Source organism: Bacillus sp. sid0103 (assembly GCF_019219025.1).
This window is the reverse complement of sequence record NZ_JAHUWN010000003.1, coordinates 15732-38729: the sequence shown is the minus strand read 5'-3', so window position 1 is coordinate 38729 and position 22998 is coordinate 15732. Positions and strand designations below refer to the sequence as shown.

The following is a 22998-nucleotide window of genomic DNA, read 5'->3' as shown; positions in this document are numbered from 1 at the left end:
ATAAAAAAGGAAGCCATCTCGCTTCCTTTTTATTTGTTTCTCTACTTTTTCAATTAATTCACCATTGTCTCAAACAATACGGCTACGCCTATTCCGCCGCCGCTTCCGATTGCTGCCAGGACGTATTTTACATTATTCTTCCGTTGTACCTCGTAAAAAAGCCTGTTCACTAAAACCGCACCGGATGCCCCGTAAGGATGTCCGATGGTAAGCGCTCCTCCTGACACATTTAACTTTTCATATGGGATGGAAAGCTCTTGAGAACAACCCACTATTTTAGAGGCAAAGGCTTCGTTTATCTCTATCAAATCAATTTCTTCAATTCTTAGATTGTTTCGTTCCAAAAGCTTTTTAATTGCCGGTATAGGAGCGGCACCAGGATAATTTGGATGGACTCCAGCCACCTGGCTGTCTATAAAGCGGAGAACGGGCAACAAACCTAGGCTTAATGCCAATTCCTCTTCCATAACCGTTACAACAGCAGCTCCATCATTGATGGCGCAGCTATTTGCTGCCGTTACCGTGCCGTTTTCATTTGTAAAAATCGGTTTTGCTCGTTTAAGTAGGGCCGTCATGTTCCTTTTTTTAAAAAATTCTTCATCATGGGCAATGTGACCAAACGGAATGATTTCCTTTTCAAAATGACCATGTTCATAGGCTTCCCAGCTCCGTTCGTAGCTAAGAAGAGCATATCTATCCTGTGCGTCTTTTGAGATTCCGTATTTTTGTGCTACATACTCGGCTGCTTTGCACATATCAGGGTCACCGATAAAATCGGGGGAAAATCTTGCTTTTGCTGGAAACAGAGAAGCACTCGTACTTTCCACTCCGCCTGCAAGATAGCAGCGTCCTGCTTCTCCTTGTATCAGATAACAAGCCATTCGAATCGCCTCGAGACCAGCACTGCACTGGCGGTCAAGCGTGACCCCTGGTACAGAGAGGGAAAGACCTGCCTCTAAGGCCGACAATCTGGCCACATTTCCACCAGGACCTGTGACATTACCTAAAATGACATCATCCACTATTCCCTCAAAACCAATAGAAAGCTGTCGTATTAGGGGAGAAGCTAATTCATGTACCGCGTAATCTTTGAGGATTCCATTCTTTTTGCCTATAGGAGAACGTTTGGCATTAACGATTACGGCCCGCTTAATGGCTGCTCACCATCCCTTCCAATAATTGTTTTACCCCAGCCCTGGCTATTTTTCCGCTCACAGTATGGGGGAGTTCCTCAACAAAAACCCATTTTCGTGGTATTTTAAAGGAGGATAAATGTTCTCGGCATAATTTTTTCAATTCTTTTTGAGTAGCATTGCCTTTTACGACAGCCGTCACGATTTGCCCCCAATAGGAATCGTATAACCCAATCACAGCCACCTCATCGACAAATGGATGAAAAGCAATAACTCTTTCAATCTCTTCGGGAAAAATATTAATGCCGCCATAGATGATTATGTTCTTCTCGCGGCCGGAAATGTAGAGGTAACCTTCTTCGTCCAGGTAACCCATATCATCTACAGTCATCCAGCCATTTGCATCCTGCAGAAAGTGTTTAACATCACCGCGTTCATCAAGATAACCAGCAAAAATTAAGCTGCTTCGAACGTAAATTTTCCCTGGTTCATTTGCTCCTGCCAACCTTCCATCAAGTAGACGTACTTGTACCTCCACATTATGACAAGGCTTCCCAACCGAATTTGGCTTCCGTTTGGAGTCTTCATCCGAAAGAACCGAAACAAAACTAAGCTCACTTGCTCCGTAAAACTCGTACATTTCTAAATTTGGAAAAAGCTTGCGTATTTCTGTTTTAGAATGTTCCTCCCATTTGGCTCCAGAGGAAAGGAATTTTATCTTCTTTCGGATTTTCCGACCTTCTTTTATAAGTGCTGCCACCATTGTCGGAACGACATAAAGAACGGTAATCGGCTCCGCATCAATGAGCGAGACGGTTTTGGCAGAAGAAAATTTCTCTAATAAATGTACAGTTCCACCTATCGACAAGGTGCTGATGACTCCATATAAAAAGTGAGAGTGAACCAAGATTCCGGGAATTAAAACTGTATCCTCCTTGGTAATATGAAAATCGAGACGTGAACAATCGAAGCTTGCTGCCCATGAAGTTTGGCTGCGAATAAACGCCTTTGGTTTACCGGTTGTACCAGATGTGAATCCCATATAAAAAGGAAGATGACTTAATTCTAAATTAGAACGAATTGTAGGAAATTGAATGATTTCTAAAAGACAATCCTCCCAACTCCACACATTTGTATGAAGTTCTACGACCTCATTATGTAATTCATTTGTAGTAATGATTATAGAAGGGTTAGCAATGCCTATTCGGGCTGTTAATTCAGCATGGTTCCATTTTAAATCTAATGGAACCGCTGTCCAACCGGCAGCAGAAGCCCCTGTAAAGAGCTGAAGAAACGGGATCCCATTTGGCAGAAGAATACCGACTGTATGATTTGGAAACGAAAGAGATTGAAGCCAGTTGGCTGTCTGATTGACTCGTTCCGACCAGGTTCGATAGGTTATTTTTTCAGAGTGGGTTTGTATGGCAATTTTCTCAGGGAACTCGTTTGCATGTTGTTGATAGAATTCTATAATAGCAGTCACGTATGTTCTCCTTTCTTAAAGAGTGATTTTAGAAAAAAAGAGACACAAATACTGTGTCTCAGCTAGCTTTTGTTAATTGACGTTGAATCGCTGGAGATTTTTTTAATCTAAACACTAAAATGGATGCAATAGTGGCCTTGATCACGTCTCCTGGAATATAAATAAGGCATAGCTTAGCTGCTTTAAGAACTGGTATATGCATCATAAATGCTTGGACCGGAACCCCTATTAAATAGATGAGAAAAATTCCGACTGTAAGATTAACTAATAAAATATTATACAGCTTTAATGTATGATAACGGGAAATTAGATAGCCCACCGCAAAAGCTGTCAGCGGGTAAGCTAGCAAATAGCCTGCGCTTGGCCCGACGAATACACTAAAACCACCGCGTCCGCCAGACAATAATGGCAATCCTGCTGCTACAACCAATAAGAAAACGGACATGCTCCATGCTCCCAATCTCGCTCCAAGAACTCCACCGGCTAAAAGAACTCCTAAGGTTTGCAGTGTAATCGGTACAGGAGTAAAGGATAGATTAATTGGTGGAACTACGCCAAGAGCACCCATAATAGCAACAAATAAGGCGACATATGTAATGTGTAAAATTTTCATAATTCATCTCCTATTATAATTAAAATCTGTTATTTCCAATATTCATTTTATAATTGATTTTTAATTAATGTCAACCTATTATTTCGTTAGGTTAACATTTGATGTTGCTGATGAATTATTAGATTGACCAAGCTTTGGGGATAGAAAGTTGCTATCAATTCAGCAGTTACTTGCACGAGAGAAGCAGCAGCCCAAAATAATTTCAACTGAGTTTCTGTATCTTGTTTTCTAGCAGTATTTGACGCATTTTGAAACATCATAGAAGAACTGAGTCAGATGCCAATCAGTTTATCACTCAGCTACAAGGAGGAAAACTTTACAAATTTTTCTTGGATGAGAAAAACACTAAATTTTAAAAAAAGAAAAATCATATTCGAGGAATATCTAAGAAATAAGATGAATTGAGAATGTGGTATGGGGGAGGTTGCTACGGTACCCCTTTTTTATTTCTGAAACAAGAAATCCAGAAAAGATACTGAAATTTTTATATGTTGGAGAAATAAATATTCCTTTCGGATTGATGTAATATTATAGGGGAAGGGAGGGATTATTAAGATGACTTTAAATGACTTACATAACTGGGTGTCAAAGCTAGGCCTAAACCCACATCCGGAAGGCGGTTATTACAAAAGTACGTTTGTGTCCGATGAACTGGTTACGGATAAAGAGTTATCCGTTAATTTTGAAGGGGAACGTAAACTTTACACGAGTATATATTTTTTATTACCGTCAGAAGAAGTTTCCCATTTCCATCGGCTCAAATCGGACGAACTATGGTACTTTCATGGCGGTAGTTCGCTGACAATCCATGTCATCCATGAAAATGGCGAGTACGAGGAATTGAAGTTAGGCTTGGACCTCGATAAAGGTGAGGTACCGCAAATCATAGTGAAGACAAATTCAATCTTTGGATCGTCCGTTATGGAAAAGGATACATGGTCCCTAGTTGGCTGCATGGTATCACCCGGCTTCGAATTTCGAGACTTTGAATTGTTTACACAGGACGAACTGCTGGGAAAATATCCGCAGCATCAGGAGATCATTATGAAATTAGCTTACAAAGAGCTACCTGAGTAAGGTAGTTTAATGAAGGACTAGAGTAGTGTATACCAAAATCTAAATCCAATGGTTTTTCAGATAACAACAGAATAGCCGCAGCTTCAAGAAGGGTTACACGTTCGTTTTTGACGAGTGTAACCCTTTTCTATTGATTGCACTTGATGGAGCTCCCTAAAGGTATGAGGTGCTTTAAAAATTTTAAAAAAATGTACTAGATTTAGTACTTAGTATCCAGACATCAGAATATCTTTTTACGTATGTATGGCTTGATCATATAGAAGGAGAGATAGGATGGAAAACTTTGATGTCATTATTATTGGCAGCGGCCATAACGCTTTAATAACTGCTGCCTATTTAACACGCGCGGGTCGCACCGTTCTTGTGTTAGAAAAGAATGATCGCCCGGGTGGATTTCTGCGCACTGAAGAGTTAACACTTCCAGGTTTTAAACATGATGTGTATGCTGCTGCACATCCTCTTTTTACAACGGGACCAGCTTACGCTGATCTAAGAGAAGATCTGGAAGCACGCGGGCTGCGTTATGTAAATACGAACTTGCCGACCGGTGTATCGATGGAAGACGGACGAACGGCCGTCCTGCCTAGTTCATTTGAAGAGCTCATCGCTGAATCGGAACGGCTGTCACCTGGTGACGGAGCAGCACTGGCCGGCATGTTTGAAAAGTTATATCCATATGTCAACGATGTTTTTGGTTTATTCAATATGGATCTCTCTAGCTCTGAAGCTGCACCTATCCTAAAGCGCTTACTACACGATGGCGGCGGGGCGGGCTATTCGCCTTTCGCTGCATCGCTGGTTTCAACCGCCCGTAATGCGGTCAGTTCTCTTAAGTCACCAGTGACGCGGGCGATGCTAGCTTCCTGGGTTACACACCTTGGCCGCACACCGGATGAAGTCGGAAGCGGGATTTGGGTACCACTGACAGTGATGGCATTGATGGGTGGAGGAATGCCGATACCAGAAGGGGGCAGTGAGAAACTCGTTCAGGCCTTATCGCAACTGATAAAGGATCAAGGCGGTGAGATTCTAACACATACTCATGTTGAGCGAATCTTAGTGGAGAATGGTCGAGCGATTGGCGTACGAACCGCAAAGGGGAAAAAATATCGTGCCAAGCAGGCAGTCGTGGCTTCAACTACACCTGACCAGCTCTATCTCTCATTCTTGGCTGATACGGAGATTTCACCACCACTTCGTGCACAAGCAAAACAGTTTCGATATGGCAGGGGATGTGTCCAAATTCATTTAGCACTTAGTGAACCGCCAAACTGGCCTGATAAACGGTTTAACCGTGTTGGGCAACCGCACCTAACAGATGGTCTGGACGGATTTACTCTAGCGATTGCCCAAGGGGCAGCCGATTTGCTCCCGGCGAATCCTACCTTTACAGTCGACTGCTCAACTAACCTTGATCCAACGCGTGCACCAAAAGGAAAGGCTATCATGCGTGTTCAAGTGCTGGAAGTGCCAATTCGTCCGCGTGGGGATGCGGCCAACCTAATCGATGTGGGCGATGGATCTTGGACCCATGATTTAACTGAGCGGTTTACGGAACGGGTATTAAATGTGGTAAGTAGGCATATTCCAAACATCCCAAGTGCGGTAATCGGAAAATATGTTGTCACACCGGACACGATTGCCAGGTTTAACCCAAACTCAGGACCAGGTGATCCCTACGGCGGCGCCCACGATTTGGCCCAAAGCTATCTTCTTAGACCATTACCAGGTCAGCCAGGTCATCAGACAGCTATTCCAAATGTGTATATGCTCGGGGCCGCAACCTGGCCAGGACACGGAGTCAATGGCGGATCAGGCTATATCGTCGCTCAGAAGCTGCTGTCACAATAAAAATCGTTTACTCATATAAAAAAATCTTTGATAAGACCCTATTTCCAAGTTGGAAGTAGGGATCTTTTTTTACAAATAAGGGAATAAGAGATGTTTCCATCAGCAAGATGCCTATGAAAGACAAATCTATGGGTTCTACAGTGAGTTTTGTCCATCGTGACGCTGATGAAAGACAAATCTATCGGTCTTGCAGGGAGTTTTGTCCATCGTGACGCTGATGAAAGACAAATCTATCGGTCTTGCAGGGAGTTTGTCCATCGTAGGGCTGATGAAAGACAAATTTACCGTTCCTGCGGCGAGATTTGTCCATCATAAGGCTGATGAAAGACAAATCAATGGTTCCTGCGGCGAGATTTGTCCATCATAAGGCTGATGAAAGACAAATATACCGTTCCGGCATCGAGTTTTGTCCATCATCAGGCTGATGAAAGACAAATCTACCGTTCCGGCATCGAGTTTTGTCCATCATCAGGCTGATGAAAGACAAATCTACCGTTCCGGCATCGAGTTTTGTCCATCGTAAGGCTGATGAAAGACAAATCTACTGTTCCGGCATCGAGTTTTGTCCATCATAAGGCTGATGAAAGACAAATCTACTGTTCCGGCATCGAGTTTTGTCCATCGTAAGGCTGATGAAAGACAAATCTACTGTTCCGGCATCGAGTTTTGTCCATCATAAGGCTGATGAAAGACAAATCTACTGTTCCGGCTTCGAGTTTTGTCCATCATAAGGCTGATGAAAGACAAATATACCGTTCCGGCATCGAGTTTTGTCCATCATAAGGCTGATGATAGACAAATATACCGTTCCGGCATCGAGTTTTGTCCATCATAAGGCTGATGAAAGACAAATCTACTGTTCCGGCATCGAGTTTTGTCCATCATAAGGCTGATGAAAGACAAATATACCGTTCCGGCATCGAGTTTTGTCCATCATAAGGCTGATGAAAGACAAATCTATACCAATGAAAATAACGGGATGCAATCTCTTTCCACCTACAAATCGGATTTGTTTACTAAAAGATTTCCTGTAAGCAATATATGGGTTGGTAAAATAGTATTTACATGTGAATGATATTTTTTTTAATAAGGAAGATGATATTTAGGATGCTAATCTTTCAATAAAGCCGAAATGTTTCACAAAAATATAGTATGTGTTCTTTTCTATTTTTTAAAGACATGTTGTCCAATTATCATTGTTGTTTTTCTTGAATCGAGCCAACGACTTGTTTCGATAGCGGGATTATAGAAAAATAAAGCTCCTGGTGCCAGTTGGCGTTGTTCAGATAATGCTGCCTTTACAGCTTTAATAGATTCCTCATCAGCCTGCTTATTGATTTCACCGTTTTTAACAGGTTGAAATTGACCAGGGGCATAAATGACTTCTTTTATGGTGTCAGGAAATTTTTTACTTTCAATTCTATTAAGCACCACACAAGCCACCGCAATCTTTCCTTCAAAAGGTTCCGTCTGAGCCTCGGCTCGAACTAACCGAGCGAGCAGGTCTATTTCATTGTCTGTGAGACTTATTTTTACAGATTCTTCTTTTTTGGATTCATTAGTAGTATTGGGTTTTGTAGTGGCTGTTTGACGGACAGAAATCAGATTATGTTCATCATTGTACGGTTTGACATCTGCTAACTCTTGGCGGGTTAATTTATTTTCCTTTAAACGATCAGACAGCGAGTGCGTGTCCCCTTGTTTAAGGGTATAGGCAAAGGCAGGGGATGCAAATAATAGTGATCCAAGTAATAGAAATACCATACAAAGTTTTTTCATTTTTCTAGTCCTCCTAGTTAGTTATGGGATTAAATCTATTACTATGAATGGAAAAAATAGAATAGTATTACAATTTAGTAGATTTATTTTACAGTTTGGTTACATAGGAATTGATATCGATTACTTTTTTATATTCTGTTATTAATATTAAATCGACCCTTTGAATACTAATAATTGATTAGTTAAAGGGGAGGGTAATCGGCATTTATTAAACTGTGGTCAATTGGAGGGAGTAACTTTGAAAATGGAGTACGATTATACATTCGGATTGCCACGAAACATTGTATGGAAGTATTTAAAGGATGAAAAGGTACTAAGGAACTCCATCCCAGGCTGTAAATCATTTAGAGAAACGTCAAAAGGTTTATACCACGCGGAACTGGACATCAAAATAGGTCCGATTCAAGATCTTTTTACACTTGAGATTCGACTCGATGAGAATAAGTCAGCTTCCTCATATCGGCTGCAGGTGAGAGGAACAGGGAAAATCGGAGAGATTGCAGGTAAAGCTGATCTTTATTTTAAAGATCAACAAGGAGCGACGAAATTAATCTGTAAAGCGGAAGCAGAGGTAACAGGTGCCCTTGCTTTGGCAGGTCAGCGGGTGTTAGAGGGTGGAGCGAACAAGAATTTGGAGATGTTTTTTCAAAAAGTAGAAAAGGAAATAAAAAGGAGTCTTTATTATTTGAAAAAGAAGGGCAGGTGAAAGGGAGACCATATCACTTTAAAGGGTTCCATTTCCTATCGCAAACATTTAAAATGTAACCAAAAATGACTATCAAATTGTAAGCTAATTTGATAGTCATTTTTTATTGATATAACAAACTTTTTACAGAAGTAGTGCTTAAATTTGTATTAGAAAATGTATATTAATTTGCAGGGGGACAATGACTCGTGCACCCCTGTATTTTATCCTACACTTTGCTTGCAATGGGTTTGGGAAAAAAGTGAAAATACCCTTTGAGGTGATTTAAATGCGTTTATTTTTTCTCCCCCTTATTTTTGCGAAAATTGTACTTTAAAGTAATTCTGCCTACGCCCAAACAGTAAATCCATTAGAAAGCCAAATAATTTTAAGGTCCTTCTTTTTTAAAATTTAAATTCTATACCGTTTTCTATATAAATTGTGTTTTGTAATCCGGTTTGATTTACCAGGTATTCAAATACATTTTTTGCTGTGCTTCTGATCATCACGCTCAGAGCAAAGTTGTTAAAAACTCGTGCATAGCAGCGGATTATCAACGTATCATTTTCTTTAAACAGATGATAATAGACGGTTTCTTTCTGTACTTTCGAAAAACAGTGGATAAATAGATATTCATCTGTTGGTTCGATTCCTTTTATCAAAAGTTCTTTTTGAACTAATCGTTTTATTTCCGCGATTTGTTTCTCTGATAAATTAATTCTCATACCAGCTTCACCATCTTATTTTTTGAACTGCATTCAATCTATTTTCATTATACGAAAGTGCGAGTTCGCCTGCCACAAAACGGAAGCGATACCTTTTTTCATTATTGAATTGTTTAAACATCCATTTTATTGCGATGCTGACCTTATCTGATTTCAATTTCAATAAACGACTCTATTACTCCCATGAAAATAAAAACTGAAAAAGGGCATGAAAAAACAGACCCAGAAAAACCAGTTTTTAAAAAAAGGCTGAGCCTCTTGAATGATTAAATATGAGTGTGGTTGGTAAATCGAATAGTAATACCTTTCTACTTAAAATAAAATAAGGAAAAGCTGGCGCAACAACCAGAAAAAGGATTAATCTCCCATGAGTGCTACCCTTAATGGGCGCGACAGTCGGTGGTACACCGTGGTCGTCGGAGTCAGACTAACGGATGGGCTCTAAGGCACCATAGTTCAAAGACCTTCTTCGCCAGCATAAAAACAGTATAGTCTGCACGGACCATTTTCATTCTCTGTGGTGCAGTGCCGTTTTTGCACTGCATGGATGGCTAACGGGTGCATTTGTTTAAGATCAAGGCTGTCATTTGGGGCCGCCTTTTCTTGTTCAACTAAATGGGAGTTGAAAAAGGTTATGAATAGGTAAGGTTATTTTCCGAAAATTGGATAGTAGCAAATTTAAAATATTGCTATAGATTTCATCAAATGGTACACTTATAGTACGAACTATTTGAATTTTCGCATTTACAAACATATAAGACATACAGATTCGAGTCTTTAGACAGTCGCTTAAAGAGCTATCTTTAAGCCGTTCTAAAGGCTTTTTTTTTGTTCCCGCAAGTTTGAACGCAAGTAAAAATCATTAAAATATTGGAGGTGATGGAATGAAACTTGCCTTGCAAACACTGCGAAGGAATGTGTTGTGGTGCCGTCCTAACTCAAATGAACGCAAGATTATTCTGTTTAAAAAGGAGACAGTAATTTTATGATTATTGAAACAGATATATTTCTAGAAGGAAATTCAATTTCGCTTAATCCTCTCGAGGTGAAGCATAAGGAACAATTATTTGAAGCTTTAAAAAGCCCTGAAGTATGGAAATATTCCTGGCGAAAAGTTACCACAGTGGAGGATATAGAGCAAATATTAATGATAGCTGTTAATAATAAAAAAGACGGGAAACATATACCTTTTATTGTTAAGGATAAACAGAAAGGTCAAGTATTAGGGACAACTCAAATTTGTAGTATTGATAAAGTAAATCGTAATGTGGAAATAGGTTGGACTTGGCTTTCACCAAAAGTTTGGAGAACAAAAGTAAACACAGAATGTAAATTCTTATTACTTAAGTATTGTTTTGAAGAATTAAAAGTAAATCGTGTCCAATTTTCAGTTAGTGGAGAAAACTTTCGTTCTCAAAAAGCTGTTGAACGAATAGGAGCAACAAAAGAGGGAACTTTTCGTAAACATAGAGTAAAGCCAGACGGAATCATTCAAGACAATATATTTTATAGTATTATTGATGATGAATGGGAGTCAGTAAAAGAAAGATTGATATATTTATTAGAGAAAGCATACAGTTAGGATTTTTGTAAAGAACCAGTTAAGGGAGCAGAAGATAAAGAAATTCGAATATGTAACAGGGATATTTTTGTTGGGAATACTACTCATATTGTTCGGCATATCTATTACCAAAGTGTGGGAAGATACAGTAGAAGTTTTTGACCAAAATTTGTATCGTCAAAAGAAACAACTTGAAGAATGGCTTAGTTTTTGGTGAAATGTGGATTCCTGTTGTTAGGAAATAAAGAGAGAAAAGGAGAGATGGAAATGTCCTATATCGTTGATTTTAAAAATGTGTCTACGGTTGGTTTAGAGTCTTCACCTGTAGTAGAAGCGCTTACTGGTTTACGTGCTAATGAAGCCCGTTACTTTATGAACAAATACAAGCATGAATTTACGGTTGTACCAGCTAGCGAAAGCCAGGAGACCCTTGATTATGTGAACCGAATTTTGAAAGAAGAACGTGATATTGAGTTTGCGGCCAAACCTTTAGAAACGTCGCGTTTTCAAGTGGAAAATATCAAATTTGCCTACGTCTTTTATGAGGATGGTCTTGAGGTCAACGTCATGTATACGGTTGATGACCCTAAGAAGCGGGCCGTTGGTTTTAAGCTTTCCGAGGGAATGGAGGTACCAAAGGAGTTAGAAGGGAAGTTTAAGTTTGCTAGGCAGAAGTCTAAACTAGCTGGAACAATTCGGGGCTCGTATTTTGTAATTAAAGGTGAATATTAAAGTAAGCAAAAGCGCAAGTGGCGGAATCCAGCCATTGCGGTCTGTCTCATCTACGCTGAGATCAGGCCTATATGGATGCGTGGATGGAGAAACAATATTGACTAATGATATGTCACAGAAGAATGTAATTGATTTTAAATCAACTGCAAAAGTAATTATTGAGATTTGTATGAAATACTAATTTTCTAATGCAACTAGCGGGGTGCAAGAATTCAAGAAAAGCAATGCTATTTTTGGCATTGCTTTTTATGGTCTTTGACTAAAAAACTTCCTATAAAGTACTTGTCTTAAACTACCACTTAATAGTCCATATATCCTCGAAGTCTCACTTTCCTCTTAAAATGGCCGAACGATTAGACCAATTAATTCGATATTTTTCTAACAAAAAACCCCTAGATCAAAATCCAAGGGGCTTAACAAGCAACTTAATTATGAGCCTTTTCTAGAGCAAGTTTAATACCAAAACCTATCAGGATAGTACCTGTTATTCCTTCAATAAACGTTTGGGTCTTAGGTTTTTTCATAAAAGCACTTATCTGGTTAAGTAAATAGATATAAAACAAAAACCATACGGCGGTTAATACGGTATAAGTTATTCCCATTATAAGAAACGGTATAAAAGTATTACTTCCTGAATCCACAAACTGAGGCAAGAAGGTTAAGAAAAAGATAGCAACTTTAGGATTTAGGATGTTGGTAAGGAAACCTTGTTTAAAACAAGACTTACTTTCATACTTACTTTCGGCAGTTATTTCGGTAGTTATTGCTTCTTTCTTGTACCTTAGTGCCCATAATGTCTTGATTCCTAGATAAACTAGGTACACAGCACCTACGTATTTGAAGACAGAAAATAATAAAGCCGATTTCACAATAATGGCTGAAAGACCTAAAACAGCAGCCATTGTATGAATTAGTAGTGCACAACAAGTACCAAACATAGTTTTAAAACCTCCTGTTCTTCCAACAGTGAGGGTATTTTTTGTAGCAATAGCAGTATCAGGACCAGGTAAAATAATGAGAAAAATACACATAATCAAAAACAAATAAAAGTTCTCCACTTTTATTAACCACCTTTCCAAGAGTATTAATTGTTAAACTTAATTTATCATAAACATTTGAAAAGTGGGTTATTTTCAAGAAAAACTCTTCTTTAGCTAATGGGTGCAAGAGTTAAAGATGGAGATCGCTGCGGTGATCTTTTTTCCTTGTTGTAGTAACGGAGGAGTTTAGTGGAAGGGTCCAGATTGAACTTTGTTCAGCAATCGGGCCATTTTCTTGAACAACACTCAATAAGAAAATTGGATATTTATGTTAAAATATATAGAAGATTTTGAAAAAGTGTACTCAAGCTAATGAAGCAGTTATCTGAAAAAAAACAACGTAATTTTGTATTGATTTAATGGCTCTAAACGAGGTGAAATTTGTAAAATCAAATTCAATAGGAGGAAGGTAGAGTGTCAAATGAAACAAAGAGTTACATTGACTATCCAATGGCAAAAATTCCAGGAGGAGAAATAGATTTAAGAGACGATAGAATAAAAAGCAAATGGAAAGCTGAAATCAGACCGTTTCTTCTTGGCAGGTATCCTGTCACTATGAGTCTGTACTATGCTATTACAAATAAATCACCTAAATCTTTGGACGGAGAGCTAAAACCGGTTGTGAATATTTCTTGGAATGATGCAATTTCTTTTTGTAATCTACTTTCACAGAAAGCTGGACTAAAAGAGTGTTATTCTATAAGTAATGATGGTGAAAACATTATTTGTGATTGGGAATCAGACGGCTATCGACTTCCTTCAGAAGCAGAGTGGCAATATGCATGTAAAGCAGGGACTACTGGTTATAGATACGGAGAGCTTGATAAGATTGCCTGGTATAATGAAAATTCAGGAGGCAAAATCCATGAAATAGGAAGAAAGGAACCGAATGCATGGGGCCTGTATGATATGTTAGGGAATGTTTGGGAGTGGTGTTGGGATTTATATGATGAACAAGTGTACGGCTCCTACCGAATTTTTCGAGGAGGTAGCTGGGCTGAAGAGGCTAGGGGTTGTGGGGCTTCGTGTCGTCGTCGTAGCCATCCGACATTTTGCATAGAAGACCTTGGATTCCGTCTTGCCCAGTCTTTTTAAACAAACAAGCCAACTTTCGAGGTTATACAGCTCAACGAACAGAGACAATTAGTGCAAGAAAATAAGCTAATTTACATCCGTGTTTCATTTTCGTTCTTCCATTAAAGTGCGCTTTTCTTTAATAAGAAGGCGTCTTTTTGTAATGAGTAAGATTTAAGGACAATACATATAAGGGATTGGATTATATAAAATGTATAAGAGATTGTGAAGGTTTCTACTTAAACTATCGGGTGCAAGAGTTAAAGAACGGGGATTGCTACGGCGATCCTTTTTTGTTATTGAGCTAACGTAAGCAGTTTAGTTAAACTACAATATCATTAAAAAGAGGATTTTTAACTTTCGTAAAGAAAGAGTAAATAATAAGTATTGAGGGGATGAAGAATATTTGGAAGCAAGTAACCATAGCATTCAGATAAAGCCTTGGGAGGATAATGACCTTGATTTACTTTTTCGTATAAACGCTCCAGAAATGATGCAGCATCTTGGAGGTCCAGAGAGTAAAAAGCATATTTTGAAACGACATAAACGATATCTTGAGCTTGGTAATAGAGGACGTATGTTCAGCATTATATTGTTACCAGAATTAGAACCAGTAGGTTCTGTGGGTTATTGGCAAACTACTTGGAATAGTGAAAGTGTATATGAAACTGGATGGAGTGTTCTACCCTCATATCAAGGGAAAGGAATAGCTACAAAAGCAGTAAAGTTAGCAATAGAAGAAGCATCTAGTGAGAACAAATATAAATACATTCACGCATTCCCGTCGATTGAAAATCCTGCTTCTAATGCAATTTGTCGGAAGCTTGACTTTCAGTTTATCTCTGAATGCGAATTTGAATATCCTCCAGGAAGCTTTATGCAGTGCAATAATTGGCGTTATAACTTAAATTGTTAATTTAATAATCGATCTCTTTTACGGGATGGGTCTTTCTAAAATGTTAAACAAGTTAGAGATAAGAGAAACTAGTAGTTTCTCTCCACTCAAAAACCTTTTGGCAATGACAATACTAGCATCATTCTATATCTTTATCAGTTATGGCAGGAAGATATCTATGATAAGGAAAAAGTTAAGTAAAATTCATCTATTCGTTTTATAAAGAAGTACTTTTCTTCAACTGACTGATTGCTTTACTTTATTTAGTGGTAAAGCATTTTTCTTATTTAATTAAAGAAGTTGAACAAGGTAGTTAAATGTCAACACTTTTTGGAAAACAAGAAATTATATCACATAATGTTTTAGAAAATAGATGACAATATTAAGGAGCCTTATAGTTTTGAATGCAAAATGTATTAAATTCTACAAATTCGGTAGTCCTAAAGATGTGTTAAAAATTGAATATAAAAGTGTTGAATCACCAGAGGAAAATGAAGTTCTTGTTCGAATGCTGACACGACCTATCAATCCTTCTGATTTAATTCCAATTAGAGGGGCGTATTCTCATCGAATTTCTTTACCTAATACTCCTGGTTATGAAGGAGTTGGCATTGTAGAAGATGTAGGTCCTTTCGTTTCAAAAAGCCTTATTGGTAAACGAGTTTTACCTTTGCGCGGGGAAGGTACATGGCAAGAATTTGTTAAGACATCAGCAGAATTTGCCGTTCCTATACCTGATTCTATTGATGATTTTACGGCATCACAAATGTATATTAATCCCGTTACAGCGTGGGTGGTTTGTACGGAAGTTTTAAAATTAAGACCAAATGATTTTTTATTGGTTAACGCATGTAGTTCTTCTATTGGGCATATTTTTGCTCAATTATCAAAGATTTTAGGTTTTCGATTGATTGCAGTGACTAGAAATAATAAATATACAGAAGATTTACTTCATCTCGGTGCTACTTATGTGATAGATACCTCTGAAGCTTCGCTTTATGAAACAGTTATGGAATTAACAAATGGAAGGGGTGCAGATGCTGCTATTGATTCCGTTGGAGGTTCATCTGGAAACGACTTGGCTTTTAGTGTCCACCCTAATGGGAACTTTATAACCATCGGTCTTTTATCAGGGATACAAGTAAACTGGGCAGATATTGTAAATCAAGCAAAAGTGAATGCGAATATATTTCATTTACGGAATTGGAATAAAAATGTCTCGGCAGATAAATGGCAAGAAACTTTTAATCATTTAATAAGGCTAATAGCTGATAAAAAGTTACGCTTGATGATGGTAGATTCTAAGTATGACTTGTCGGATGTAAAAAAGGCTATTGATGTTGTTGAATTTTCTAAAATAACTAAAGGGAAAGTATTTTTAACAAGCAATTGAGTTAATTCTTCTTATTCAACTAAAAGGTGCTATAATTCAATAAGCCAATATATAGAAAAATGCTCAGAGTTTATATGCCCTGAGCATATTTTTATATGCCGATTATTTTGTTAATTTTCTTGTTAATCCTAATGTTAATTCTCCCGTGATTTTAACCGCCAAAAGGAATTTTGTACTTCATAACAGAACCCGTTACTAAAAGACTCATTTTTAATATTTCCGTCAGAACTGAGGGAGATTATCAAGGTTGTTGGTCGGATCACCGTCAGGATTGCTCCGAAGATGTTCCTCTCCATCGCCACCCTTGAAAACATTGACGTTTACAATCATCCCAGTTTTTGCCATCTGTTGTGCTTCTTTGTAATCAACAACTTGACCGTTTGACAACTTTAATTCAATAATATCGTCATCTCCATTCTTACGGACGGCGATGACAGATTCTTGACGTTTTTCCATAATTTCGCCTCCTATATATAAGTAGGATGACTTAAAAAAATAAAAAAATTCATATTTTATGAACCTTGCAGCCGAAGATTAGCTGTGTAAATCTTTAGCACAATGATTACGGACCTTATTTTATTAATTAATTAATTTATTCGTAGTTTTGGCTTTCAATAGTAATTGCAATTTTCTTAGGATATGTAATAAAAGAGTAGGACTTCCAAAATATAAAGCTTCTTCAACTACCGGGGTGCTTGAGTTAAACAAAGGTTTGATACGTCAGCCTTTTTTCTTGTTCCAATTGTGTAAAATTACACTAAAGGTGATGTGTTATAATACTCCAGGCAGTTTGGTTACTCAGATGAATCAATCATTTATAGATTAGCTATTTTTATATCTAAATGAGTTGAATGATATTAGAAGAAATCGTCAACACACAGGGGGATTATTTACCATAGGCTGAAGTCACGACTATTACTTTATGTTTTTGGACCATCTTGCTATAATAAATACTACAGTTGTAAAAGTAGGAGGGTTATCATGAAGGAGATTCCACAAATATCAGAAGCAGAATATGAAGTGATGAAGGTTATATGGAACTTTGAGCCGATTTCGACTCCTGAGGTAGTGGAGAAATTATCGAATAATAGTGATTGGAAACCAAATACTATTCATACCATGCTGGCACGCCTAGTTAAGAAAAAAGCTTTGCACGCAAGAAAAGTTGGCCGAATGTTTATTTATACTTCACTGGTTGAAAAGCACGAATTTGTTGAGCAAAAAAGTAAATCATTTCTGCAGCAGTTTTTTGGCGGCACGTTAAATTCAATGCTATTAAATTTTATTGAAAATGATAAGTTATCGAATGAAGATATTTCGGAATTAAAGAAAATATTATCCATGAGAGACAAGAAAGGGGAAAAATAATGGATACCATGCTGCTGCGGATTCTAGTTAGTACAATCGTGGTATCCCTGCTTATTTTCATAATTCTGTTCACCAAAAAACTATTAAACAATCATTTGACGGTGAAAGCACATTATCATATTTGGTATTTTCTTTGCATCCCAATCCTTGCTACCTTTTTACCTTGGAATGATTTTCGGCTAGGAGAAGGAACGCGCTATTTTAAAAATTTACTTTTTTTTCATAGAGACGCGCCATCGAAGAGTGAAATGATTAACGGAGTGGATGCCCCCCAAGCGTCAAATAGTAGCTTATTAAATGATTTCACGGTATCGGTTAATAAGTCAACGCCCGATTTCGTCTACCAAACATTTTTTACAGTTTGGGTCATCGGAGTGCTTTTTTTTGTTTTAGCTGCTGTTTATTCAAACTATCAAATCTATCGAATGAAAAAGTCAGCTGCGGCTGTTCATAACCAAAAGTTAAATGAACTATTAGAAGCGTGCAAAGACTTGGTTGGGGTGAAAAGAAACATAAGACTTCGGGAGACCTCTCTTATTACCTCGCCTATCACGGTGGGGATTTTTCAACCCTATATTTTTTTACCAAGCAAAACGCGAGAAGCATTCTCGTTAAATGAATTAAAGTACGTGTTTTTGCACGAGCTGCACCATCATAAAAGTAAGGATCTGTACGTGAATTACGTCATGTGGTTGTTTCGTACAATTTATTGGTTTAACCCGTTCGTTTGGTATGCTTTAAAAAGGATTCGAATCGATCGGGAATTAGCCTGTGATGCATCCGTTTTAAATCTCTTGGATGAGAGTGGATATATTGAATATGGGCATACCATCATTCGGTTTGCAGATAAAAAATATGATCGCAGCCTTGAACAGTTTGCCCCAGGTATAGGTGGCACAAAAAAACAAATCACACAAAGAATCCAGTGCATTGCAAGTTTCTCTAGCGATTCTCCATTATTGAAATGGAAAAGCAAGGTCATCTGCGCAGTTTTGGGAATTGTTGTACTATCCCTTGCTCCTATTACCTCCGTTATTGCGAGCCCAGATGATGTGTATCAGTTTAGCGGGAAGAATGCGGTCTATGAAGATCTTGGCTCTTATTTTAAGGGCTATAAGGGTAGCTTTGTTTTATTTGATCCTTCTAAAAACCAATATCAAATTTATAATCGAGAGTTGAGTGAACAGAGAATATCTCCTGATAGCACTTATAAAATATTTTCTGCCTTATTTGCATTGGAATCCAATGTGATTTCAACAAATAACAATAAACAGGTTTGGGATGGGGAAGTTTATCCCTATCCAGAATGGAATCAAAATCAAAATTTAGCGACTGCCTTGAGCAAATCCGTGAATTGGTATTTCCAGAATTCCGATCGAGAGGTAGGAAGAAAGCAACTGCAAGATTATTTTCATAAGATAAAATACGGGAATGAGGATCTTTCAGGGAATTTGGATAGTTACTGGATGGAATCTTCCTTAAAAATATCACCCATTGAACAAGTCCAATTATTATACCAATTAGAAGAAAATCAATGGGGTTTTAAAGCGGAAAATATCAAAAAGGTAAAAAAGGCAATTTTAATAGATGTGCAAAAGAATGGGCGGTTGTATGGTAAAACGGGAACCGGCATGATTAATGGAAAGAATGTAAATGGCTGGTTTATTGGCTTTGTCGATAAAGGTGATGATCGTTTTTATTTTGCCATTAATATTCAAAATATGGATGGGCAGGCCCAAGGAAGCAAGGCAGCGGAGATTGCCAAGCAGATCCTGCATCATAAAAAAATATATTAATAAGTAACCCCAGAAAGGATTACCTCTCCTTTTTGGGACTTTCTTGGACTAAATACTACAAGTGTAGTATTTTAGTGATTTTGTACACAAACTTCACAATATGAAAGGTCTGATGCGTTTTGAAGCAGAAAAGGCAGAAAGAAAATATAGTAAAAAACCCAATCCGATGGAGACTGAATGGAGTCTTTTTCATGGTCTTTGTTCTTTTTTCTATCCTGATTCTCCGCCTTGGCGTTATCCAAATTATCAAAGGGGAAGCCTATGCAGCTCAGGCAGAGCAGACAGATGTGACACCCGTCAGCTATTCAGTTCCGCGTGGAAAAATATTTGATAAGAATCATAAGTTAGTTGTCTACAATATTCCGGAAAAGGCGATTATCTATACACCTCCAAAAAATCCGCAGCCGGGCGAATTGCTTGAACTGGCCAAAAAGTTAAATGCCTTTCTCGTCATGAATGATAAAGAGATCAATAAAGTAACGGATCGGGATTTGAAAGATATCTGGTTGTTGGTACATAACAATGGCACGGATTTAATCACAAAGAAGGAGGAGAAATTATACAAACAGGAAAAGCTGAATGACAAAGATTTATATCAATTAAAATTGAACCGCCTTACAGAAAGCGATCTCCGGGCAACGGACAAAAACCTGGCAGCCATCTACCGGAAGCTTTCTTCCGCCATCGCTTTAACCCGAACGATGGTCAAAAATGAAAATGTAACAGACGAAGAATATGCGAAGGTCAATGAAAATCTGGAAAATCTGCCGGGTGTGGATATCACAACAGATTGGAAGAGAGGCCGCACATACGGGGAAACGTTCTGGAATATGCTTGGGGAAGTAACGAGTGCAGATGATGGCCTTCCGGCTGATAAAGTAGAATACTATACGTCTAAAGGGTACAAACTGAATGATCGCGTTGGGAAAAGCTATATTGAAGAGCTTTATGATGGAGTTTTACAGGGCCAAAAGGAAAAAGTGAAAACAGTGACAGATACGAATGGAAATGTGGTGAGTACAGAGACTGTATCGGAAGGTAAGAGCGGCAAGGATATTGTTCTGACCATTGATATGGAGTTCCAAGCCCAAGTGGAAAAAATTATGCAAGAAGAGTTAGTCAGTGCAATCCAAAAGCCGCATACGGATACGCTTGACACTGCCTTTGTTGTGGCAATGGAACCGAAAACAGGGCGCATTCTGGCGACGTCAGGCAAAGTCTATAACAGGCAGTCCCGGGAGTTTACCGATTTTACACCGGGAACCTTCACTTATGCATTTGAACAGGGGTCCGTTGTAAAAGGGGCGACCGTATTAACCGGATACCAAACGGGTGTGAGGGATTTCGGGGAGATCGAGCTGGATGAAGTCATGCGATTTAAAGGGTCGGGAACCTTTTCCTCTTACCAAGTCATGAACAGAATTAACGAATTAGAGGCATTAGAGCGTTCATCAAACGTATATATGTGGAAAACCGCGATAGAAATTATGGGCGGCAAGTATGTCCCTAATGGCACATTGAATATCAATCCGAAAAAAATTGAAACCATCCGCTACTATTTTAACCAATTTGGTTTAGGGATCCCGACCGGTATTGATTTTGATAATGAAACGGCGGGAATTAAAGGAACCAATACAAGCACCTACTTTCAAATTGCCATCGGACAATTAGATACCTATACACCGATGCAAATTGCCCAGTATATAACAACGATTGCCAATGGAGGATACCGGATGAAGCCTCAATTGGTAAAGGAGATTCGTGAACCCAATGAGAATGGCAAAGAACCGGGTAACGTGATCGATGAAATCGAACCAGTAGTGCTGAATCAGGTGGATATGAGTGAGGAGATGATTAAGCGGGTTCAACAAGGTTTTTGGCTGGTTACCCATGGTTCCAAAGGAACAGCGAGAGGATATTTTAAAGACGAACCGTACAATGCCGCAGGTAAAACCGGGACCTCGGAATCCTATAAAAATGGAGTGAAGACTTGGAATCTTTCGTTTGCTGGTTATGCTCCATTCAATAATCCCGAGATTGCCATTGCCGTTATTGTGCCCAATGCCTACCGAGATGGTTATGCTTCGCCGCACAGTGCAGCTAATATCATCAGCCAGCGGGTTTTTCGGGCATATTTTGACCGTAATGAAAATGGACAGCCAACTACAAAATGATATTGACATCTTTTTATTACGCGTGTAGTATTACATACGTAATTAATACTACACGTGTAGTATTACATGTGTAATCTATTATTACACATGTAATCAAATTGGAGGAAGGAGGAAATTCTCCCCTAGCATTTCGGGGCGGCATAAGGTCATGAAAATGATATTGAATATGATTAAACAAGCAGCAAACGAAATATATTTTTCGTTGCATAAATAATGGAATTGAATCCGAAAGTAATACACAATTTTTAGAATCTGCTGGTTAATAGCCGATGGTGCTAATCAAAACATAATGATTAAACCCGCTTATTCTATTTTCAGAACATCTATTATTAATAGAAAGAGGTTAAGATCTTGAGGAAAACACATGATATTTTCAGTATGAATAATTTTATATTTGCCCTGCTTGTGCTAGTGGTTGCAATTGTACCCCTCGCCGGCTGGTCGATGACCACCAATAACCTTTCTGTTAAACCCGAAAAGGCAGTCACGAAAACACCAGCACCCCATATACACCGTGAGTTTGCAGAACTCGAGAGCAAATTTGACGCCCGGCTCGGAGTCTACGCTATCGATACAGGTACAAATCGATCCGTCTCCTATCGGCCTCATGAGCGGTTCGCTTACGCATCTACTTACAAAGCTATAGCCGCAGGTGCATTGCTGCAGCATTACTCAATTGATCAACTCGACGAGTTAGTCACATACAACAGCGAGGACATAGTTTCGTATTCACCCGTGACAAAGCTTCACGTAGATACCGGGATGACTCTTCGGGAAGTTATCGAGGCTGCTGTCCGATATAGCGACAACACCGCTGGGAACCTTTTATTAGAGAAACTGGGAGGCCCTGAGGGATTTGAAACAACACTGAGGCAGATTGGTGATAACGTTACCCAGGTTGATCGCTACGAGCCGGATTTGAACTCAGCTGTTCCTGGAGATACACGTGACACCAGCACACCAAAATCACTTGCTACGAGCCTTCAGGCTTTCGCAGTCAGCGACGTGCTCCCTACTGAAAAACGTAAGATCCTGACAGATTGGATGCGGGGAAATACCACTGGTGATGCATTGATCCGTGCTGGCGCACCAACAGGTTGGGAAGTCGATGATAAGAGCGGGGCAGGAAGCTATGGAACACGGAATGACATTGCGATTGTTTGGCCGCCGAATAGAGCTCCCATTGTCATCGCAGTCCTATCCAGCCGCTATACACAGAATGCCAACTTTGACAATGCGCTTATCGCAGAAGCTGCCAAGGTCGCACTTAACGTTCTGAAGTGAACAGATAAATAAATTTACTCATCACAATTCTCGGGTTGCATCAGTGAACAGGCTTATCATTCAGTCATCATATACACACATTAGAAAAATTTAGTATGTGCTGACTGTTTTTTCTATATACTAATTTGATGCTCACCATATTGGTCAAATAATAATCAATAGAAAATTACAAGGTATATGGTCAAAATAGAAAAAGTAGATATGTTAAGAACTTCAACTAACGGGTGCAAGAGTTTAAGATCAGTGGCTGCTTCGGCAGCTTTTTTTGTTTTCCACTAACGGGGCAGAATACTTGAAGAAGGTGTTCCCAGGTTCCTTTGGCCTTCTTTTTTTGT

The 22998-nt window shown here is 38.7% G+C and carries 20 protein-coding genes; 13 read left to right on the top strand and 7 right to left on the bottom strand.

The features are described from left to right. Positions 1-53: 53 nt before the first annotated feature. From KW850_RS04155 to KW850_RS04145, 3 genes are read right to left on the bottom strand one after another with little or no spacing between them, the layout of a single operon-like run. A complete protein-coding gene (locus tag KW850_RS04155; protein ID WP_218346593.1) occupies positions 54-1154 on the bottom strand; it encodes an acetyl-CoA C-acyltransferase in 1101 nt (366 codons plus the stop codon). Next, complete coding sequence (locus KW850_RS04150; protein WP_308128749.1) at positions 1150-2616, bottom strand: AMP-binding protein; 1467 nt, start codon at positions 2614-2616, stop codon at positions 1150-1152. The genes KW850_RS04155 and KW850_RS04150 overlap by 5 nt, the downstream gene beginning before the upstream one ends. 58 nt (positions 2617-2674) lie before the next feature. Next, positions 2675-3229, bottom strand: coding sequence for a biotin transporter BioY (locus tag KW850_RS04145; protein ID WP_218346320.1), 555 nt, complete (start codon positions 3227-3229; stop codon positions 2675-2677). Between the two features lie 555 nt (positions 3230-3784). Between KW850_RS04145 and KW850_RS04140 the strand changes: the two genes are divergently transcribed. The 3 genes from KW850_RS04140 to KW850_RS04130 all read left to right on the top strand — a co-directional run bounded on the left by KW850_RS04140 (position 3785) and on the right by KW850_RS04130 (position 6524). Continuing rightward, a complete protein-coding gene (locus KW850_RS04140; protein WP_218346319.1) occupies positions 3785-4306 on the top strand; it encodes a cupin domain-containing protein in 522 nt (173 codons plus the stop codon). A gap of 273 nt (positions 4307-4579) precedes the next feature. Further along, positions 4580-6157 (top strand): phytoene desaturase family protein, encoded by a 1578-nt coding sequence (locus KW850_RS04135; protein ID WP_218346318.1) that lies wholly within the window; start codon positions 4580-4582, stop codon positions 6155-6157. Between the two features lie 208 nt (positions 6158-6365). Then, a complete protein-coding gene (locus KW850_RS04130) occupies positions 6366-6524 on the top strand; it encodes a hypothetical protein (RefSeq protein WP_218346620.1) in 159 nt (52 codons plus the stop codon). A gap of 797 nt (positions 6525-7321) precedes the next feature. Here KW850_RS04130 and KW850_RS04125 read toward each other — a convergent pair. Continuing rightward, entirely contained in the window at positions 7322-7936 is a 615-nt protein-coding gene (locus tag KW850_RS04125) for a cell wall hydrolase (protein WP_218346317.1), read from the bottom strand. Between the two features lie 244 nt (positions 7937-8180). Here KW850_RS04125 and KW850_RS04120 point away from each other — a divergent pair, with 244 nt between their 5' ends. Then, positions 8181-8642 (top strand): SRPBCC family protein, encoded by a 462-nt coding sequence (locus KW850_RS04120; protein ID WP_256358098.1) that lies wholly within the window; start codon positions 8181-8183, stop codon positions 8640-8642. Between the two features lie 383 nt (positions 8643-9025). Here the strand turns inward: KW850_RS04120 and KW850_RS04115 are convergent, their stop codons facing one another. Further along, positions 9026-9346 carry a hypothetical protein gene (locus KW850_RS04115; RefSeq protein WP_218346315.1) on the bottom strand — a complete coding sequence of 107 codons (321 nt, stop codon included), beginning with the start codon at positions 9344-9346 and terminating at the stop codon, positions 9026-9028. 985 nt (positions 9347-10331) lie between these two features. On the opposite strand from KW850_RS04115, the gene KW850_RS04110 reads away from it, so the two are divergent. Continuing rightward, positions 10332-10928 (top strand): GNAT family N-acetyltransferase, encoded by a 597-nt coding sequence (locus KW850_RS04110; protein WP_218346314.1) that lies wholly within the window; start codon positions 10332-10334, stop codon positions 10926-10928. Positions 10929-11174: 246 nt separating this feature from the next. Beyond that, positions 11175-11639, top strand: a complete 465-nt coding sequence (locus KW850_RS04105; protein ID WP_218346313.1) for a phage tail protein — start codon at positions 11175-11177, stop codon at positions 11637-11639. A 425-nt stretch (positions 11640-12064) separates the two neighbouring features. On the opposite strand, the gene KW850_RS04100 is transcribed toward KW850_RS04105, so the two are convergent. Further along, complete coding sequence (locus KW850_RS04100) at positions 12065-12670, bottom strand: LysE family translocator (protein WP_218346591.1); 606 nt, start codon at positions 12668-12670, stop codon at positions 12065-12067. Between the two features lie 459 nt (positions 12671-13129). On the opposite strand from KW850_RS04100, the gene KW850_RS04095 reads away from it, so the two are divergent. The 3 genes from KW850_RS04095 to KW850_RS04085 all read left to right on the top strand — a co-directional run bounded on the left by KW850_RS04095 (position 13130) and on the right by KW850_RS04085 (position 16041). After that, on the top strand, positions 13130-13774 hold the full coding sequence (locus tag KW850_RS04095) for a formylglycine-generating enzyme family protein (RefSeq protein ID WP_218346590.1): 645 nt from the start codon (positions 13130-13132) through the stop codon (positions 13772-13774). A 385-nt stretch (positions 13775-14159) separates the two neighbouring features. Further along, on the top strand, positions 14160-14669 hold the full coding sequence (locus KW850_RS04090) for a GNAT family N-acetyltransferase (RefSeq protein ID WP_218346312.1): 510 nt from the start codon (positions 14160-14162) through the stop codon (positions 14667-14669). A gap of 352 nt (positions 14670-15021) precedes the next feature. Continuing rightward, positions 15022-16041, top strand: a complete 1020-nt coding sequence (locus KW850_RS04085; protein ID WP_374226275.1) for a zinc-dependent alcohol dehydrogenase family protein — start codon at positions 15022-15024, stop codon at positions 16039-16041. A 222-nt stretch (positions 16042-16263) separates the two neighbouring features. Here KW850_RS04085 and KW850_RS04080 read toward each other — a convergent pair whose 3' ends face one another. Next, a complete protein-coding gene (locus tag KW850_RS04080) occupies positions 16264-16497 on the bottom strand; it encodes a DUF3892 domain-containing protein (RefSeq protein WP_218346310.1) in 234 nt (77 codons plus the stop codon). 525 nt (positions 16498-17022) lie between these two features. Between KW850_RS04080 and KW850_RS04075 the strand changes: the two genes are divergently transcribed. The 4 genes from KW850_RS04075 to bla all read left to right on the top strand — a co-directional run bounded on the left by KW850_RS04075 (position 17023) and on the right by bla (position 22663). After that, a complete protein-coding gene (locus KW850_RS04075) occupies positions 17023-17409 on the top strand; it encodes a BlaI/MecI/CopY family transcriptional regulator (protein WP_218346309.1) in 387 nt (128 codons plus the stop codon). After that, positions 17409-19205, top strand: a complete 1797-nt coding sequence (locus KW850_RS04070; RefSeq protein WP_218346308.1) for a BlaR1 family beta-lactam sensor/signal transducer — start codon at positions 17409-17411, stop codon at positions 19203-19205. The genes KW850_RS04075 and KW850_RS04070 overlap by 1 nt, the downstream gene beginning before the upstream one ends. Positions 19206-19396: 191 nt before the next feature. Further along, the gene (locus KW850_RS04065) at positions 19397-21379 is read left to right on the top strand and encodes a peptidoglycan D,D-transpeptidase FtsI family protein (protein WP_256358075.1); all 1983 of its coding nucleotides are present in this window, start codon (positions 19397-19399) and stop codon (positions 21377-21379) included. Positions 21380-21757: 378 nt separating this feature from the next. Beyond that, the gene (gene bla / locus KW850_RS04060) at positions 21758-22663 is read left to right on the top strand and encodes a class A beta-lactamase (protein WP_374226278.1); all 906 of its coding nucleotides are present in this window, start codon (positions 21758-21760) and stop codon (positions 22661-22663) included. Positions 22664-22998 lie beyond the last annotated feature (335 nt).

Coding starts and splice junctions, on each gene's coding strand:
- KW850_RS04145 (WP_218346320.1), bottom strand. CDS start 3,229: ATGAAAATTTTACACATTACATATGTCGCCTTATTTGTTGCTATTATG.
- KW850_RS04140 (WP_218346319.1), top strand. CDS start 3,785: ATGACTTTAAATGACTTACATAACTGGGTGTCAAAGCTAGGCCTAAAC.
- KW850_RS04135 (WP_218346318.1), top strand. CDS start 4,580: ATGGAAAACTTTGATGTCATTATTATTGGCAGCGGCCATAACGCTTTA.
- KW850_RS04125 (WP_218346317.1), bottom strand. CDS start 7,936: ATGAAAAAACTTTGTATGGTATTTCTATTACTTGGATCACTATTATTT.
- KW850_RS04120 (WP_256358098.1), top strand. CDS start 8,181: ATGGAGTACGATTATACATTCGGATTGCCACGAAACATTGTATGGAAG.
- KW850_RS04115 (WP_218346315.1), bottom strand. CDS start 9,346: ATGAGAATTAATTTATCAGAGAAACAAATCGCGGAAATAAAACGATTA.
- KW850_RS04110 (WP_218346314.1), top strand. CDS start 10,332: ATGATTATTGAAACAGATATATTTCTAGAAGGAAATTCAATTTCGCTT.
- KW850_RS04105 (WP_218346313.1), top strand. CDS start 11,175: ATGTCCTATATCGTTGATTTTAAAAATGTGTCTACGGTTGGTTTAGAG.
- KW850_RS04100 (WP_218346591.1), bottom strand. CDS start 12,670: ATGTGTATTTTTCTCATTATTTTACCTGGTCCTGATACTGCTATTGCT.
- KW850_RS04095 (WP_218346590.1), top strand. CDS start 13,130: ATGGCAAAAATTCCAGGAGGAGAAATAGATTTAAGAGACGATAGAATA.
- KW850_RS04085 (WP_374226275.1), top strand. CDS start 15,022: ATGACAATATTAAGGAGCCTTATAGTTTTGAATGCAAAATGTATTAAA.
- KW850_RS04080 (WP_218346310.1), bottom strand. CDS start 16,497: ATGGAAAAACGTCAAGAATCTGTCATCGCCGTCCGTAAGAATGGAGAT.
- KW850_RS04075 (WP_218346309.1), top strand. CDS start 17,023: ATGAAGGAGATTCCACAAATATCAGAAGCAGAATATGAAGTGATGAAG.
- KW850_RS04070 (WP_218346308.1), top strand. CDS start 17,409: ATGGATACCATGCTGCTGCGGATTCTAGTTAGTACAATCGTGGTATCC.
- KW850_RS04065 (WP_256358075.1), top strand. CDS start 19,397: ATGGTCTTTGTTCTTTTTTCTATCCTGATTCTCCGCCTTGGCGTTATC.
- bla (WP_374226278.1), top strand. CDS start 21,758: ATGAATAATTTTATATTTGCCCTGCTTGTGCTAGTGGTTGCAATTGTA.